The sequence below is a fragment of the Paenibacillus sp. FSL H8-0315 genome, assembly GCF_038005365.1.
Taxonomy (GTDB): Bacteria; Bacillota; Bacilli; order Paenibacillales; family Paenibacillaceae; genus Paenibacillus_AQ; species Paenibacillus_AQ odorifer.
The window spans coordinates 4,108,822-4,124,811 of sequence record NZ_JBBOTA010000001.1 but is presented as its reverse complement, the minus strand read 5'-3'; the positions used below and the strand labels follow the sequence as shown (position 1 = coordinate 4,124,811).

At 42.3% G+C, this 15,990-nt stretch carries 12 protein-coding genes and 2 pseudogenes; 2 read left to right on the top strand and 12 right to left on the bottom strand.

Annotation, left to right across the window (positions count from 1 at the left end; translation table 11 throughout):
- Positions 1-148: 148 nt before the first annotated feature.
- Positions 149-403 (bottom strand): hypothetical protein, encoded by a 255-nt coding sequence (locus MHB56_RS17955; protein ID WP_341143828.1) that lies wholly within the window; start codon positions 401-403, stop codon positions 149-151.
- Positions 404-621: 218 nt separating this feature from the next.
- Positions 622-1,869, bottom strand: coding sequence for a DNA cytosine methyltransferase (locus tag MHB56_RS17950; RefSeq protein ID WP_341143827.1), 1,248 nt, complete (start codon positions 1,867-1,869; stop codon positions 622-624).
- A gap of 138 nt (positions 1,870-2,007) precedes the next feature.
- Here MHB56_RS17950 and MHB56_RS17945 point away from each other — a divergent pair, with 138 nt between their 5' ends.
- Complete coding sequence (locus tag MHB56_RS17945) at positions 2,008-2,880, top strand: NgoPII family restriction endonuclease (protein WP_341143826.1); 873 nt, start codon at positions 2,008-2,010, stop codon at positions 2,878-2,880.
- 769 nt (positions 2,881-3,649) lie between these two features.
- Here MHB56_RS17945 and MHB56_RS17940 read toward each other — a convergent pair.
- The 8 genes and pseudogenes from MHB56_RS17940 to MHB56_RS17905 form a co-directional block, all read right to left on the bottom strand.
- The gene (locus MHB56_RS17940; protein WP_341143825.1) at positions 3,650-3,835 is read right to left on the bottom strand and encodes a hypothetical protein; all 186 of its coding nucleotides are present in this window, start codon (positions 3,833-3,835) and stop codon (positions 3,650-3,652) included.
- Between the two features lie 323 nt (positions 3,836-4,158).
- A pseudogene (locus MHB56_RS17935) lies at positions 4,159-4,571 on the bottom strand (tRNA-dihydrouridine synthase); the annotation flags it as partial.
- 330 nt (positions 4,572-4,901) lie between these two features.
- Complete coding sequence (locus MHB56_RS17930) at positions 4,902-5,324, bottom strand: hypothetical protein (protein WP_341143824.1); 423 nt, start codon at positions 5,322-5,324, stop codon at positions 4,902-4,904.
- Positions 5,325-5,915: 591 nt separating this feature from the next.
- Positions 5,916-7,310: a thioether cross-link-forming SCIFF peptide maturase gene (gene scfB, locus MHB56_RS17925; protein WP_341143823.1), complete on the bottom strand. Its 1,395-nt coding sequence runs from the start codon at positions 7,308-7,310 to the stop codon at positions 5,916-5,918.
- 122 nt (positions 7,311-7,432) lie between these two features.
- Positions 7,433-7,582 carry a six-cysteine ranthipeptide SCIFF gene (scfA, locus tag MHB56_RS17920; protein WP_341143822.1) on the bottom strand — a complete coding sequence of 50 codons (150 nt, stop codon included), beginning with the start codon at positions 7,580-7,582 and terminating at the stop codon, positions 7,433-7,435.
- A gap of 390 nt (positions 7,583-7,972) precedes the next feature.
- Positions 7,973-8,347: pseudogene (locus MHB56_RS17915) on the bottom strand (SF0329 family protein); the annotation flags it as partial.
- Positions 8,348-8,402: 55 nt separating this feature from the next.
- On the bottom strand, positions 8,403-9,185 hold the full coding sequence (locus MHB56_RS17910; RefSeq protein WP_076128491.1) for a response regulator transcription factor: 783 nt from the start codon (positions 9,183-9,185) through the stop codon (positions 8,403-8,405).
- On the bottom strand, positions 9,160-10,746 hold the full coding sequence (locus tag MHB56_RS17905; protein ID WP_341143821.1) for a histidine kinase: 1,587 nt from the start codon (positions 10,744-10,746) through the stop codon (positions 9,160-9,162). Before MHB56_RS17905 ends, MHB56_RS17910 begins: the two co-directional genes overlap by 26 nt.
- Positions 10,747-11,018: 272 nt before the next feature.
- On the opposite strand from MHB56_RS17905, the gene MHB56_RS17900 reads away from it, so the two are divergent.
- A complete protein-coding gene (locus MHB56_RS17900) occupies positions 11,019-12,809 on the top strand; it encodes a flavocytochrome c (RefSeq protein WP_341143820.1) in 1,791 nt (596 codons plus the stop codon).
- 605 nt (positions 12,810-13,414) lie between these two features.
- On the opposite strand, the gene rlmD is transcribed toward MHB56_RS17900, so the two are convergent.
- Both rlmD and MHB56_RS17890 read right to left on the bottom strand, forming a co-directional pair.
- Complete coding sequence (gene rlmD / locus MHB56_RS17895; protein ID WP_341143819.1) at positions 13,415-14,965, bottom strand: 23S rRNA (uracil(1939)-C(5))-methyltransferase RlmD; 1,551 nt, start codon at positions 14,963-14,965, stop codon at positions 13,415-13,417.
- A gap of 63 nt (positions 14,966-15,028) precedes the next feature.
- Positions 15,029-15,919 carry a diacylglycerol kinase gene (locus MHB56_RS17890; protein WP_036680719.1) on the bottom strand — a complete coding sequence of 297 codons (891 nt, stop codon included), beginning with the start codon at positions 15,917-15,919 and terminating at the stop codon, positions 15,029-15,031.
- Positions 15,920-15,990: the final 71 nt, after the last annotated feature.

Below are 15,990 nucleotides of genomic sequence, written 5' to 3'. Positions count from 1 at the left end.
CGTTTCGTACTCCCAATCACTAAAATTTAAACATCAATAATTTGTATTAATCTGATGGGATTACTATATTTTAATCCGCTGGGGTTGTCAACAATAAATTCATAATTATGGAATTCATTAGACAACCCTTACTTCATTTTCACTAACCTTAAATATTCCGAACTTCAACAACCTTCCCCAAGTCCACATACTGCTCATGATCCAACTTCACCTTCACTCTGCCCCTTCGGCGTTTCTCACGCCATTCACGAAGATCTCCCTCCGTTTCTAAGCGAAGCTCCGCGATTTCCAAGGCACGATCCAGAATATATTTACTCGTATAGAGCACCGTTTGTATTCTTTGACCACCTAGCATGATAGGAGACGTAATTGCTTTCCATTCCTCAACCGTAAATCGTGGCAATATTTCCACTTTCTCGTCATTAGCTACTGCGTTATATGACTTTAGCTCCTCAAGAACTAGCTTCTCTAACTTTCTAGCTCTTCATTCCCTAGCTGTCTTTGAATATTACTATGAAAGCCTATGGTGTTATCTTCTGAACTCATATATATAATCCTGCGAAAGAGCATTAACTGGACTGTTAATGATATCCTTCAGTTGGCTTTTTGGAGCATCTCTTCTTAAATAATTTTTTTATACAAGAACTTAATAATTGGACGAACCATTTTTTCAGTTAGTAAGACCGGCACTGCATTGCCTATTTGTTTGTATTGTTCATTAAGTTTATGATTTTTCGTAACGTTTTCTTTATTGCCACTTGAAAATTCAAACCAGTTAGGAAAGGATTGAATTCGGGCAACTTCACGCACTGACAAACGACGATTAAAATCACCTTGAAGTTCCCAAGAATCTATTCCAATTTTCTTCATAGGCTCACCGTGAGGGTGCATTGGAGCTTGTCTACCGCTCGCTTGAATGGTAAAACTTTGCTCGTTCCATTTCTTTTTACGATTACGACTCATATACATACTTGAAAACGAACCCTCATAAACGTCTGTAGCTACTAGAGGTAAATCGCTAATCGATTCTTTCAAAGTGACATATGGTAACTTTCCTTTTCCATGTGTCGCATCGGGAACCTCATATTCAAAACCATACTTTTCACGAATATCATTTCGAATTCCTACAATAAATACTCTTTCACGGAGTTGTGGAACACCATAATCACGAGAATTCACTAAATGAGCGGTAACGTGATAGCCTGCCGCTTTAAAGTCCTCTATCATTTGACTGAGAACTTGCCCCTTTGCCATTGTCATAAGACCTTTTACATTTTCAGCGACAAAAAACTGAGGTTTACTTTGTACTAAAGCACGGATGTAATGAACGTATAGAAAATTCCTTGAATCATCAAGTAATCGAGGACCAGAACTGCTAAACCCAGGACACGGGAATCCTCCGAGCATAAGGTTACATTTTGGAAACTCTGCTACTTTACGAATATCCTTTTGAACTTTAGTAACAGTAGTAGAAAAATTGGAAATATAGGTTAAATTCGCCGAAGCAAACATATCATTTGAATAAACAAAATTGCATTTTACTTTACTTCGCAATTTCAAATAGTCTTCTTTGTTTTCAAATGCCTTGTATGCTTCCTCTTCTCCAAATTGAACGACCATACTTGAGAGTTCTACCCCCAAGTCTAGACCACCTGCACCAGAAAACAAGGAGACTATATTTATTTTTTCTTCGGCATAATGAAGTTTCCTCATCATTTCTTTCTCTTCTAATCTGTCTTTTTCAGTAATATTTGTCTTAACAAATTCGTTTTCTTCACGAATTTTTTTGAATAGAATATCTTGTACTTCTTGCGGCTTGAAAGTAAGCGAAGACACAAAAGTTCTCTTTTCTCTTTCAGCAACTTCCACTAGTAATCACTCCTTTTGAATACATAGCATTTTATCATAATATTTTTGGTTTGGCCAGTCCTTGTATCTATGAGAATATATAAGCATCAACTATAACTAAGATTATGAAAATATTAGTGAAACAGAAGGAGAATTAGAATGACACAATCACCTACAACAAATGTTTTAGTAGCTTTAAAAAACATTCTCGACAGGAATTCAAGTGTTCTCACACCAATCTTTCGGTCAAATGGATCTGCAAATGCTGCTGGAGATAGCCTTGAATTTTTCGTAAAAGATATGTTCTGCACAGGCGCTAGTCAATATCAACACGAACATGAAAAAATGAGAAAGTACAATGAATATCTAAGTTGGACAGGCAATTCCTCTAACTTCCCTGATTTTATTATTAAAGGTGGTGTTGGTGTTGAGCCGAAAAAAATAAACGATCAAAGTTATTCTTCTTTACCGTTAAACAGTTCATACCCAAAAGATTACATCTATCCAGATAGCCAGAACTTACCTAGATTGATTAGAGAGGAAGGATGGGATAGAAAAGAGGTCATATACGTAGCTGGAAATTTAAACGTTCAAAATAACAAACTTCTCTCGCTTTGGTTTGCTTATGGAAATACAATGGTAGCCGACCGTTCTACTTATTTAAACATGATTAATGAGATTAGGGAGGCAGTAACAAGTACAAATGCTACATTAATGGTTTCTAAAGAATTAGCACGTGTCAAGGGGATTGATCCATTAAAACTTTCAAATCTAAGAGTTCGAGGAATGTATGAATTGGAACATCCTCATAAAGTATTTAGTAAATATCTTACACAAGATGGTATTCCTAAAGATGTATCAAAAATATATGTAGTCATGCTAATTAAGGACTACATTGCGCTGGAAGAACAACCCGACTTTTCAATACATTTCACTAGTGGAAGACTAAAAAAAACTGAAATATATATCCCAAATCCAAACAATCCAAGTGAAAATCTCGAAGCAATTTTATTCGAAGGTTGGACCGATTAATAAAAATAAACCGATTATTTTTCGTTTAATCTTCGATACTATAGATTAAAAGATGTGAACGAAATTATAATTCTAACTGTGTCATGAGATGAACATTTGCATTAGTCTATTTGAGATCTTGGAATACATACAACATGATATCTTTCTATTTCTTAGAATTAACTGATTCAGCCCACATACTGCAGCCATTTAGAGTTTGAACCTAACTGGTTGCTTTGTTATTTCCTCAAGACCCATTAACTATTCATATTTAGAAAAGTGTTATGTCATCTTAAACATTACATTTTTATACAATCAACATAATTATCTAACCTCCTCAATTACAACATCCTCGACCCCAGTCTTTAAGACAATTCATTAAGCTTACCACTATGAAAAGCAAAAAAGCATTACTAATTCGAGGGCACTCCTTGTCCAAGAATTAGCGATGCTTTCGCTTAAAAATATCATTTATCTAATATTATCACAGATTAACTCATAAGTAATAGTTTTATTAGTACTAGAGAAGATGTATTTGTAATATATTGATTGTTTTACGAAGAAAATAAAACAATTCATTCGTATTTAGTAAATGAAAAAGGTCAGTTAAATGAACCTATGCCCTAGTTAAAGAAATGGTGTAAGTATACATAGCCTTCACCTTCCATTAACATAAACGAATGAATGTTCTTGGGTATTCAATGAAGTAGTTTCTTTAACAACACCCCTCGCCGAAGTTCATAAACATACCACACAACTTGATGCTTCAACTCCATCTTCTCCGACATCCTTAGAATCTGCTTTTTCTCATTTTTTTATCCACCCATGCCAGAATATTCATTAAGATATCATTGCTCTCTAAGCTTTTCTTGATAAAAATAGTTAAGAACTTATTAGCCACGACGATAAAGTTCGATGCGAACTGTGTGGACAGTAGCTCTTTAGCATGCTCTTTACTTTTTTCGCTTTTGTCCATTAATTAGGGGCGATCCTCCGGCACTGCTCCCTTGGTCTCTTCTGATCTATTCGAACATGTCTACCTAATCCCCACGTTGCTTTTCTTAATAATAGCGCTAGCCGCCCCGTAGCACTCAGTAAGCTTAAAGCCTCCCAAACTCCGTTTGAGTAAACTTTTCACTTATCTTCTTGAAAACACCGTTAGCAGTTCACCATCTATCATCGAATCTACGCCTTCAACTGACTTTATGATTGCCATTCCACTAAATTCAGATTTGTCTACAAGTAGAGTTCCATCCATCCTCTTGTACGCAGATGAATGGACAGATTCAAAAAATCTTACTTCAAAATATGGATTAACCAGCTGCTGAAACCGAGCCGTGGTTTTGAAACTGACGGGCAGTCCTCCGGCTTTGCCGTCCTGGATGATCTCCGCTGCTAGTTCAGGAGGCAGATCAGACCGCTAGCCTTCCCGTTCTCTGCTATATTCGCTACAGGATAACCCATATTAATATCGATAGCTTCTAATCCTTTCTCGACCATACCTATGCTCATCTGACAGGAGTATTCCGGCTTATCTCCCCATATATCTACAATGGGCTGTCATCCTCTGATGTACGTTAAACGCCCGCGCACAGCATAGCTCCCCTCCGGGTGACAATAGCTCTCTGTATTCGCAATCTCTGTAAAAGACACATCCGATCTGCCCGCTTCACTTACGACATGGCGAAAACAACACCCGTCACATCCTCCATGGGCACCAGTATAAAAAAGGGCCGTGGTAAATCACTCCAAAAATTATTTTATCATTTCAAAAACCTCTCTATGAAATACCAGGACAAATTTTTATCTCTAAGTGGTAAAACCAGCCTGTCTACGTCCCTGCTTCTTCTTCACGTACAACATGTTATAGCGTGGTATATCTTAACCCCGAAAGAAGTATACTCACCCAATATATTCAAAAAGTAGAGTTTAAAAAGAACGCCGACCAAAGGTCAGCAACAGGTTTAATTATAAGCTGGTAGGCGGAACACAAAACTGCTGCTTAAAAATATTTTACATCAATGACTAACATTACATAACCTCTACTCCGTGACTCTTTTAAGTTCAAATTGTGTTGCCTCTAATATCAAGATAAGTCTGTCATTATTCACATCCAAAAAATTTACGGGTATAGCAAGTCCTGTGTAAGAGTCGGAGATACTTAATACTTTCACTTCATCATTCATGCTTAAACTCGGTATATCCATTTTATAAACTCTATAAAAAGAGTCATTATTATAATGTACTTCTGTAATGTCATGGAGTGGAGCTTCTAGCTCATATTGATAAACAGGATAGTGTTCAAACCCTTTTGATAAAAAGGTATCTTTATTGATTATAATTTCATCACCAATAACGTTTTGCCCTGTTAGATATTCTGAAGCATCATTATAAGAATTCGCAAATCCTAAAAGGTTTTCAACTTTCCAAATTCCATAGAAGAACTTCTCAGTTTCACTATCCAAATCCTTACTTCCTACAAAAGGTTTAGATGTATTACTTGGAATAAGATTATCTTCTTTTCCGGCATCTATTGATGGTTCAATCGTAGGGATATTCTTTGCAATTCCTCATCTTGGTTTTTTAATACCGATACATTACTACATCCAACCAAACAGGCAGAAAATATAGTCACGATAAGAAATATTTTGACCCTCATGATTCATCCTCCAAACACCTGTTCATTTTTATCTCGTTCTCAAATACTTCTGAAAATTGTATAACTTCCCGCTTTCCCCAAATCATTCCTCCCGAAGCTGTCGATTTCATTTATGAGCGAATCACAACGCGACCATTCCTTTTCAAACAGCTCATTATAAATATACTAAAACACGGCTAGCAAACCTCTCAACTGCTAAAACAACGATATACCAACCTATCGCACGGAATTCATTCCATAGATTCAGATTAAAAGACTATCAGTGATCTGCCCTTTGCAGAAACTGATCGTCTCTCTTGTCTTACAATCCTTCTTCTCCGTACAAAAAAAACCGAGAAAGAACACTTCATTTTGAAGTGTCTATTTCTCGGTTACCGTTATCCACCCGTTACGTTAACTAGCTAGATTGCTCTTCCATCGCTCTAATAGATTCATCAACCTTCACCATCATGGAACATTCGACTCTTTTGCGGAAGACGTCACAGCTGAAGTCATAGGTTCCGACCAAGGAACCTGTCGCGTGCAGCGCATTGGCAGGACAACCGCCGCTGCAGTAGAGTTTCGCCCAGCAGTCCTTGCATTCCGGCTTCGAGTAGCAGTTGCTCTCTTTAAATTGACATTGCAGCTCCGGTTGTGTGATGCCATCCCAGAGGTTTCCCATGCTGTATTCTTCATCCCCGACGAACTGGTGACAAGGAAAAAGCTCTCCCCAAGGGGTGACGGCAAGATATTCGGTTCCTGACCCACAGCCAGTGATTCTCTTCTGGATGCAAGGTCCTTCCGAGAGGTCTAGCATGTAGTGATAAAAGGTAAAACCCTTGCCTTGTTCACCGCGACCGATCATTTCCTTCGCGAGAATTTCGTACTGGTTGTATATCTCCGGCAGGTCCTCCTCGGTAAGTGCATAGGGCTCCTTTGGATCACAGATGACCGGTTCCATCGAAATTTTGTCAAAACCAAGGTCTGCGATATGAAATATATCGTTGGTGAAATCGACATTGTTACGAGTGTAAGTTCCTCGTACATAGTACTCTTGGTCTCCGCGCTTACGAACGAATTCCTGGAACTTCGGAAGAATATGATCATAGCTGCCTTTTCCGTTAACCGTTTGGCGAAGCCGGTCATGAACCTCTTTTCTTCCATCCAGGCTTAATACGACATTGTACATTTCCTGATTTAAAAACTCGGTGACCTCATCGTTCAGCAGCATCCCGTTCGTCGTGAAGGTGAAGCGGAACTTCTTTTTGTATTCTTGTTCTTTGCTTCTTGCATAAGCTACGATCTGTTTAACTACTTTCCAGGCCAAAAGCGGCTCACCACCGAAAAAGTCGATGTCCAGGTTGCGATGATGACCCGAATTTTCAAGCAGGTAATCGATAGCTTTTTGTCCAACCTCATAGCTCATGATCGCTCGATCTCCGTTGTACTTCCCTTGGCTGGCGAAGCAATAGTCGCATGATAGATTACAGGTATGCGCAACATTAAGACAGAGCGCCTTAACATAAGTTTTTCGTTTTTTTAAATCAAGCGAGAGGTTCTCATACTCATCTTTTGTAAAGAGCTGTCCATCATTTATAAGCTCCTCGATATCCACGATGGTTTCTCGAATGTCACTCTCAGAAATGCTGGAATCATGCTTATATTTCTCTAACATCATTGTCACGATTTGGTCGACAGAAGTTTTCTCATAAAGCGCTATAATTTCATATGCTAGGTCATCAACAACATGTACTGAGCCACTGTAAGTGTCGAGCACGATATTGTATCCATTTAGTTTATATTGATGAATCATACTTGCTAATCAAGCTCCTTTTGCACACTAGTAGAAACGGCTTTGCCATCCTTTAGAGGAAGCGTCCATTTCTTAAAAATAGCCGCCCATCAGCAGAGCAATGGGCGGTAAAATTCCGAATCCTATCTGTTCATTGCATTTTCACACTTCTGGTTTGCAACGCCGCAGGAAGTTTTACAAGCGGACTGGCAAGATGTCTGGCATGCGCCGCATCCGCCGTATTTTGCGGTATCCATCAGTTTGCGGGTGCTTAGGGTTACGATTCTTTTCACGATAAATAACTCCTTCTGTAATTTCTTGTGATCACTTTCACTTAATTTCCATGGAACATCGTAGCAACCTCACGTAAGTACGTCTATGATTCCCGTCACCTAGCAGAGTAGAGAGGGCTTAAACATAAGCATCAACGTTAATTTTCGTGCAGTCGTTCATGCTTGTGATCCTAGGATGCGGTAGCGGGAACCAGAGTCAGTGCAATACTAAAAAAGTGAAACAAAAAAGAGACGGCAATGATGCCATCTCTTTAACAACATTTTTTCTCATACTTGTCCGTAAAGTCCAATAAATATAAGGATCTCATAGCACTGTATCCTTCCTTACCAGTAGAGCGACACTCTCCACATGCGTGGGTGGACAATGTGAACAAACTTATATGAGGAGCCCTAAGACACTTCCAGACAGTTTATCTGCTCTTGACGCCTTAGTTCATAAAAATATTGCACAATTGGATGCTTTAACTTCATCTTCTCGCTCATGTTTAAAATACGCTTTTTTCCAACTCGTCTGTCCACTAAAGCTAGAATATTCAATAAGATATCGTCGCTTTCTAAGCTCTCCTCTATGGAAATAGATAAATGCTTAGTAGCTATAACAATAAAGTTCGATTTACTTAATGATGTCTGAGCTGACAAAAGCTCCTTTGCAAGTTCTGATATTTTTCTGCTTCTTGCAATGACTATTAGCCGATCCTCCGGGATGATCCCCTTACTATCTTTTCTAACCGCTTCAATTTCTTCATGGTTGATAGGAATTTGAAGATCTGAACCGAGCATAGCATCTATGGCGTGCTGCAGAGGGACGAGAATAGCCCTCCTATCCATAACCGAACGGATGCTTTTTGTACTCTAAGGGGCTTGAGCCGACTCTATTTTTAAACACACGACTAAAATAGTACTGGCTCTTATACCCTACCTTCACGGCCAGATCCCCGATTTTGATATTCGGCATTACGTCATCCAGAATCTCCTTCGCCTTCGATATCCGAAGCTCGGTGACATAGTCAAGGAATGAAGCACCGATTTCTTGCTTCATACGCTTGCTAAGATAGGTTTGGTTGATATGAAATAGCGCTGCTACTCGAGTAATAGACAGCTCCGGATCCTGATAATGACTGTCAATATACTCGGTCACTTTTTGGATAAGCACTGTTCCATCCCCTGTATACCCGGGAAGCTCCCGCTCCTTATCCACCCTGTCTTCATGTGAATGCAAAGGATATTTTACCTGAAGATGCTCATCGATCCGATGAAGCAGCTTGTTCAGATCACTCTTCGGTACAGGTTTCAATACATAATCGAATGCTTGCAGTTGCACGGCTTGACGCGCATATTCAAAGTTATCGTACCCGCTGATGATGACAACCAGAACCGACGGGCAGCGTTCGCGCAATATATTCATCAGATCGAGCCCATTCATATTCGGCATGTTGATGTCCACAAGACATACATGTGGTGGGGCTTCCTCCACCATATTCAATGCTTCGTTTGCACTTTTCGCTTCTCCTGCAACCTCAAAAAGATACGGACTCTCCTCAATGTATTGTCGCAAGCCTTTGCGAATGATCGTTTCATCATCGACGATGACAATCTTCCACATCTTCATTCCACTCCCCGTCCAAAGGTATTCGAATGACCATAACGGTAATGCCATCTTCGCTCTTCACTGCAAGGCCATATGGCACTCCGTAAGCTAGTCGAATGCGATGGTTTACACTGTATAGCCCAAAGCCTGTGGCAGAACGATCATATGTATCATCAAAAAGGGCTTGATTTATCTGCTCAAGCTTCTCTTCCGGAATCATAACCCCATTATTTTCAACCTTAATGACCAAATAATCGGCCTGTTTATATGCTGTAATCGAAATTTTGCACTTTTGATCCCCAAGTGGCTTAATCCCGTGATAAATCGCATTTTCCACCAAAGGCTGCAGTATGAAGCGAACGACTTGGCACTGAGCAAGCTTTTCATCATATCGAAGCTCGTAGTCCAGAATCTCCTCATATCGCACACCTTGAATATGAAGATAACTCTCGACATGGTACAACTCCTGATCAAGCAGAATGTAGGGACTGCCTGTGCCAAGCCCTAATCGGAAATACGCGCTAAGCGCTTCCACCATCTCCACCACATTGTCTGCTCCATGTTCCGTTGCCATCCACTGGATCGTATCCAATGTGTTGTATAAAAAGTGCGGCTTGATCTGCTCATGAATCAGTCTGAGTTCCATCTCCTTTCGGTCCTGCTCCACAGCGTATAATTGAACAAGCATGTCATTGAAGCTTCGTCCAAGATCGCCGATCTCATCCGAGCGCGTAACATCTGCTCGTATGGTTTGGTTGCCGTTCTGCACATTTTCCATTACCTGGCGAAGCGACTGAATTGGACGAATAATGGAAGAAGCAAGCAGCACCAGAAAGACGATAAACGCACTACCGATAAGAACGCCTACCAGCAATGCAGTCCGCTGGGTTTTGATCACCGCTAACGATAGACTTGAATTCGGTACTTTGAGTACTAACTTCCAGCCTTCCACATTTTGAATTGGAGCCTCAAATACACTCATGTTCTTCTTATCTGCTGTATCCTCCGCTCCATCTTCTTCACCCAGCTCTCTGCAATCGACGATAAGCTGGCCTGACTGGTCATATAGCATTACATCTTGAGCAATCTCCCTCATCTTCTTGACGGAGACGGCTGCGGCAATATAAGCTACCTCATCATTCACCGATGGATTCACGCGATAAAGAATGACGACGATTTCGGCTGCATTCGCTTTGGATACGATCGGATTGCTTACCACATAATTGGAATCTGAATTCAGCAGTTTTCGATAGTAGGGTCGGTTTAGTATCGAAAAAGGCTTGTCCCTTGCTGACCAGGAATTTCCGTGAATATCCACCACGCGTATGGATTCGTACTCTACTTTCTTCTTCGCCTCGAACTTATCGAACTCTTGCAGCAATTCATCTCGTGTCCACTGATGGTCCGAAGCTAGAGAAGCAAGCATGTCTATCTCTCCAATGCGCTGATTAAACCAATAATCAATCTGGTCGCTGCGTGCAGTAACCACTTGCTGCGTTAAGTTCTTATTCAAAGGGACAACCGTATGGTTCATCTCCAAATATATTGTTACAAGCAATGCAACGAACAGCAGCAAGAAGCAGCCTCCTGCGATTAACGTAATTTTTAAGTGAATTGATTTCATTGTAATCATAGCCCTTCACAATATCCGTTTCTTACATGCCCGAAAAAGACAAAAAAACACTAATCTGTGCAAATACATAATGCTGTACTAAATCTATAATAGGTCTTGTGCATATTTTCACATGAAATAACATTCATGTCTAGGCTAGAGATAAAGGATTTGCCTAGCAAATCTTCCTCTCCCTAGTGTATGTAACCAATCCACAACAGAATGAAGGAGATATTATGCGAACTCACACGAAAAAGCTGTTATCTATTCTACTAGTCCTCAGTCTTATGTTCACGCTTGCTGCTTGCGGCAGTAAAGATGCAGAGCCCGCTGCAGATGCAAACGGAGTTCAAGTCTTTGAAGGAGTTGGGCAAGGTAAACATGGCGATATTAAAGTACAAGTCTCCTTATTAGATAACAAGATCACTGACATTAAAGTGACAGAGCATAAGGAAAATGAAGTACTTGCAGAACCTGTTTATACGCAGCTCAAGCAAGAGGTCATGGCAACTAACAGCGCAAAAGTTGATGCCATTAGCGGATCTACAGTTACAAGCAAAGGATATCTCGAAGCCATTCAAGATGCAATTACGAAGTCTGGACTTACCCTTGTCGCTGGCGCTGCAGTCAGTGGAAGCAAAGACAAAGAAGAAGTCGAGCAAACCTATGATGTTGTCGTCATCGGTGCCGGGGGTGCTGGCTTTAGTGCGGCTATCGAAGCGAAGAGCGCTGGAGCTAATGTAGTTCTGCTCGAGAAAATGCCAGCTGTTGGCGGCAACACATTGATCTCCGGTGGTGAGATGAATGCGCCGGACAACTGGGTTGAACGTGCTCTTGGCATCACTGATGACACGGCTGACTTGTTCTATAATGATACGATGAAAGGCGGAGACAACCTCGGGGATCCAAAGATGGTTCGTATTCTTGCCGACAATGCTCTAGCATCTGCCGAATGGCTGCGCGATGATATCAAGGTAGAGTTCTTACCTGATCATCTGTTCCAATTTGGAGGCCATTCCAGAAAACGTGCGTTGATTCCTGTAGGTCATACAGGTGTTGAATTGATTACTAAGTTAAAAGCCAAAACAGACGCTGATCAAATCACAATCAAAACGAATATGAAAGCCGAAACCTTGCTGAAGGACGAAAACGGCAAAGTAACAGGTGTAACTGCGACTTCGGGTACTGGCGACAAGATCACATTCCATGCGAACAAAGGCGTCATCATCGCTACCGGTGGTTTTGGATCCAATGTAGAGATGCGTAAGAAGTATAACCCTAAAATGGATGAAAAATATATGACTACCGATACACCAGGATCTACAGGTGATGGTATCGTTATGGCAGAAACGATTGGCGCCAAACTGACAAACATGGAGAGTATTCAAACGTATCCAATCTGTAATCCTGAGACAGGTGTTATTTCTCTGGTTGCAGACTCCCGCTTCGATGGTGCGATCCTGATTAACCAAGAAGGCAAGCGCTTCGTTGAGGAATTAGAACGTCGTGACGTTATTTCTAAAGCAATTCTTGCCCAAACGGGTGGATATACGTATCAATTATGGAATCAAGGCATTGAGGATATCGGTAAAACGATCGAAGTTCATCAAGACGAATACGATCAACTCGTTAAACAAGGCTTGCTCTTTAAAGCCGATACGATTGAAGAGGCGGCTGATTTCTTCAAAATTGACGTGAACACTTTGAAAGAAACGATTAATAAAGTAAATGATTATGCGAAAACAGGTAAAGACCTTGATTTTAAACATCGCGGTGGATTGAAATCTCTTGAAAAAGGCCCTTACTACATCGAAAAAGCTGTACCCTCCGTTCACCATACAATGGGCGGCTTGGTGATCGACGAGAAGACTCGCGTATTGAATGAAAAAGGTGAAGTCATCCCTGGGCTGTTCGCTGCAGGTGAAGTAACAGGGGTCATTCATGGTGCAAACCGTCTTGGCGGTAATGCCATCGCTGATATCTTCACATTCGGCCGGATTGCAGGCCAACAAGTTGTAGCAGAGTAATCTTATTTTTTGTGTAACTGCTCTATTAATAAGTTAGCCTTAAAAACGTGCAAGATAACTTGTAGAGTGCCGGTTGACTGCTAACTTTCAAGCTGCCCTCTATGACATAGCAAACCGCCCTGTTCGCAACATTGCGAACAGGGCGGTTTATTATGGTGGAGCCTAGAGGTTACTCTCGTCTAACTCGCTGCTCTTTTATCGTTCTCCGTTAGTGGAATTAATATTGCCCATTTCTTTTCTGGTACTATCACTAAAACTATAGCAATTATTTAGTGTCTACTTGACAAGGGTTTGTCCAGTAATAATAAACTCACTACTACTTCACACCCGCGAACCCGCATTCCACCGTTGCCCGTTAAAATAAAGTCTTGCTACAAATCACGATTTTCGCCCAATTCTCTTCTCATTTTGACCGATTTCTCATGGTTTTCCCCACGTTTTTTATCACGTTTTTCTCAAGTTATAATAAAGATTTAATACTCCTATTTCCCCCTAATCGTTGATGGGGCAGGCATGGGGAGAGAAAAAGAGCAAAGACTTTATTATAACTGAGTGGAGTTGGATAGTAGTGACTTTATTATAAATGCTAAGGGTTTATTATGGGGCTACAGGTTCCTCACCAACACCGCCACCGACTCCACATGCACCGTATGCGGGAACATGTCCACCGGAGTTACCTCCACTGTCTTGTATCCGCCATCTTCGAGCACCCGCAAGTCTCTTGCCAGTGTCGATGGATTACACGACACATACACCACACGCTCCGGCTTCATCGCCAGAATCGTCTCTAACAACCGCGGATCGCAACCCTTACGCGGTGGATCGACAACGATAACATCTGCCGTAATCCCCTGCTCTTTCCAGTTAGGGATTACATCCTCAGAGGCACCAACCTCGAACACTACATTCTTCATCTCATTTAACTTCGCATTCGCCCGAGCATCCTCAATTGCCTCAGGCACAATCTCTACTCCATATACCTTGGCTGCGTGCTGTGCCAGGAAGAGGGAGATCGTACCGATGCCGCAATAGGCATCGATAACCGTTTCATTGCCAGTCAGTCCGGCGTATTCTACGGTTTTTCCGTACAGCACCTCAGTCTGTGCCGGGTTCACTTGATAGAACGAACGCGCTGAGATAGCGAACTGTACATCGCCGATGTAGTCATAGATGACGTCTCTGCCCCACAGGACGCGGGTTTCGCCACCGAAGATGACATTCGTACGCTGAGTGTTGACGTTCTGGCAGATGCTGACTACATGCGGCAGCTGTTCGCGGATGCTGCCAATCCAGGCGTCCAGATGCGGGATGTCGCGGCCGTTGGTTACGAGGACGACCATCATTTCACCGGTGCGGAAAGCTTTCTTCACGACGACATGACGCAGCAGGCCACGACCGGTTTCTTCACTATAAGCAGAGATGCCAAGTTCTCTGCCAATGTCTTTCACCTTGCGCACAACGTCATCATTATCTTCGTGCTGGATTAAGCACGTCTCCATATCGATGATACGGTGACTTCCCCGTGCGTAAAAACCGCCTACAAGGCCACCTTCGGTTACGCCAATTGGTACCTGAGCCTTGTTGCGGTAACGCCAAGGTTCGTCCATGCCGAGTGTAGGGCGAACAAGAATGCCATCTGTCTGAGCTACTCCAGCGCCATCAGTCGTACCATCCACGATGCCACCATCGTTAGCACTATCTATCTGACTCTCAACAGCTTCATTCTCTTTGCTCTTTCCGCTATCCCCGCCACCACTCACCCGAAGCTTCCCAATCCGCTCCAGGTTGTCCACCACCAGCTGCCGTTTCCACGCCAGCTGAGCAGTGTAGTCCATATGCTGCAGTTGGCAGCCGCCGCATTGGTCATAGATCTCGCAAGGCGCCGCGATGCGGGCGCTGCTCGCTTCTACTATATTCAGCAGCTTGGCGTAGCCATACTGCTTTTTGGTCTTGAGCACCCTTGCCCGGACTTTCTCTCCGGGAAGGGCTCCCTGCACAAAAAGGGTAAAGCCTTCTACGCGGCCTACCCCTTCACCTTCATGGGTCATGCCGATAATATCGAGCATAACCTCATCATTTTTATTCACAGGCAGTCCGGCGACAGGCGCCTTGCCGGCTGGGCGGCTGGTGCTGCGTCCACTGCGGTGTTTACTCATTATTTATTGTTCACTTCTTTCATTATCATCGCTGTATAATCCCACTCTTACTTTCAAACAACCCTAATTATTCTGAGCAAAAATCCGCAGATGCTGCGGTAAAATCCGAAAACGACCCGGCAGCTCTCCGCCAAGTTCTCCATCCAAGTTCAATTGGACATGCCCTGGAGAGATTACATCCATTGCATCCGTACGGAAATACACAACCTTTTTATCCTGCAAATGCTCGCCACGAAGGGCCAATCTAACCAAACGGACAAACTCTGCCAAGTTGCATTTTTTAACCGCAATAACATCTAACAGACCGTCATCGATTCGAGCGCCGGGAGCAAGCTTTTCAAAGCCGCCAACAGAATTCGTATTTGCAATCAGGAACAGCATGAACTCATCATGAATAACCTCCTGCCCATTGGCACGAATGATTAGTTCCTGAGGAGATAGGCTGACCATTTTTTCAATACCTTTTAAATAGTACGCAAGCTGCCCTATCATGGTCTTCAGCTTACTTGGAACTTCATAGGTCAGTTCGGTTAGACTGCCACCGCCTGCTATATTAATGAAATAACGATCATTGGCTTTACCGATATCAATCGGACGCGACTCTTGACGAAGGATCAAATCAACGGAATCTTCCCAATTCTTCGGGATCCCCATCGCACGTGCAAAATCATTGGTAGTCCCAAGTGGCAATACGCCAAGCGGGGGGAGATTAGGTTTCTCCGCCATACCATTGATAACCTCATTTAAAGTGCCATCCCCACCGGCTGCTATGATTAGATCATAACCGCGCTCTACTGCATCCGCAGCAGCTAACATAGCATCGCCTTCTCCGGTCGTTGCATGGCAGGAGGCTTCAATGCCACCCGTATCCAGCCGGTCCAAAATGTCGGCGAGCCGCTTCTTCATTTCTTCCCGTCCAGAAGTGGGATTATAAATCAATCTCGCAGTTTTCATTACCGGAACGCCACCTGTTTTTTATAATAGAATAACCTAATTGATTATACCTAATTCGGACCACTACAATC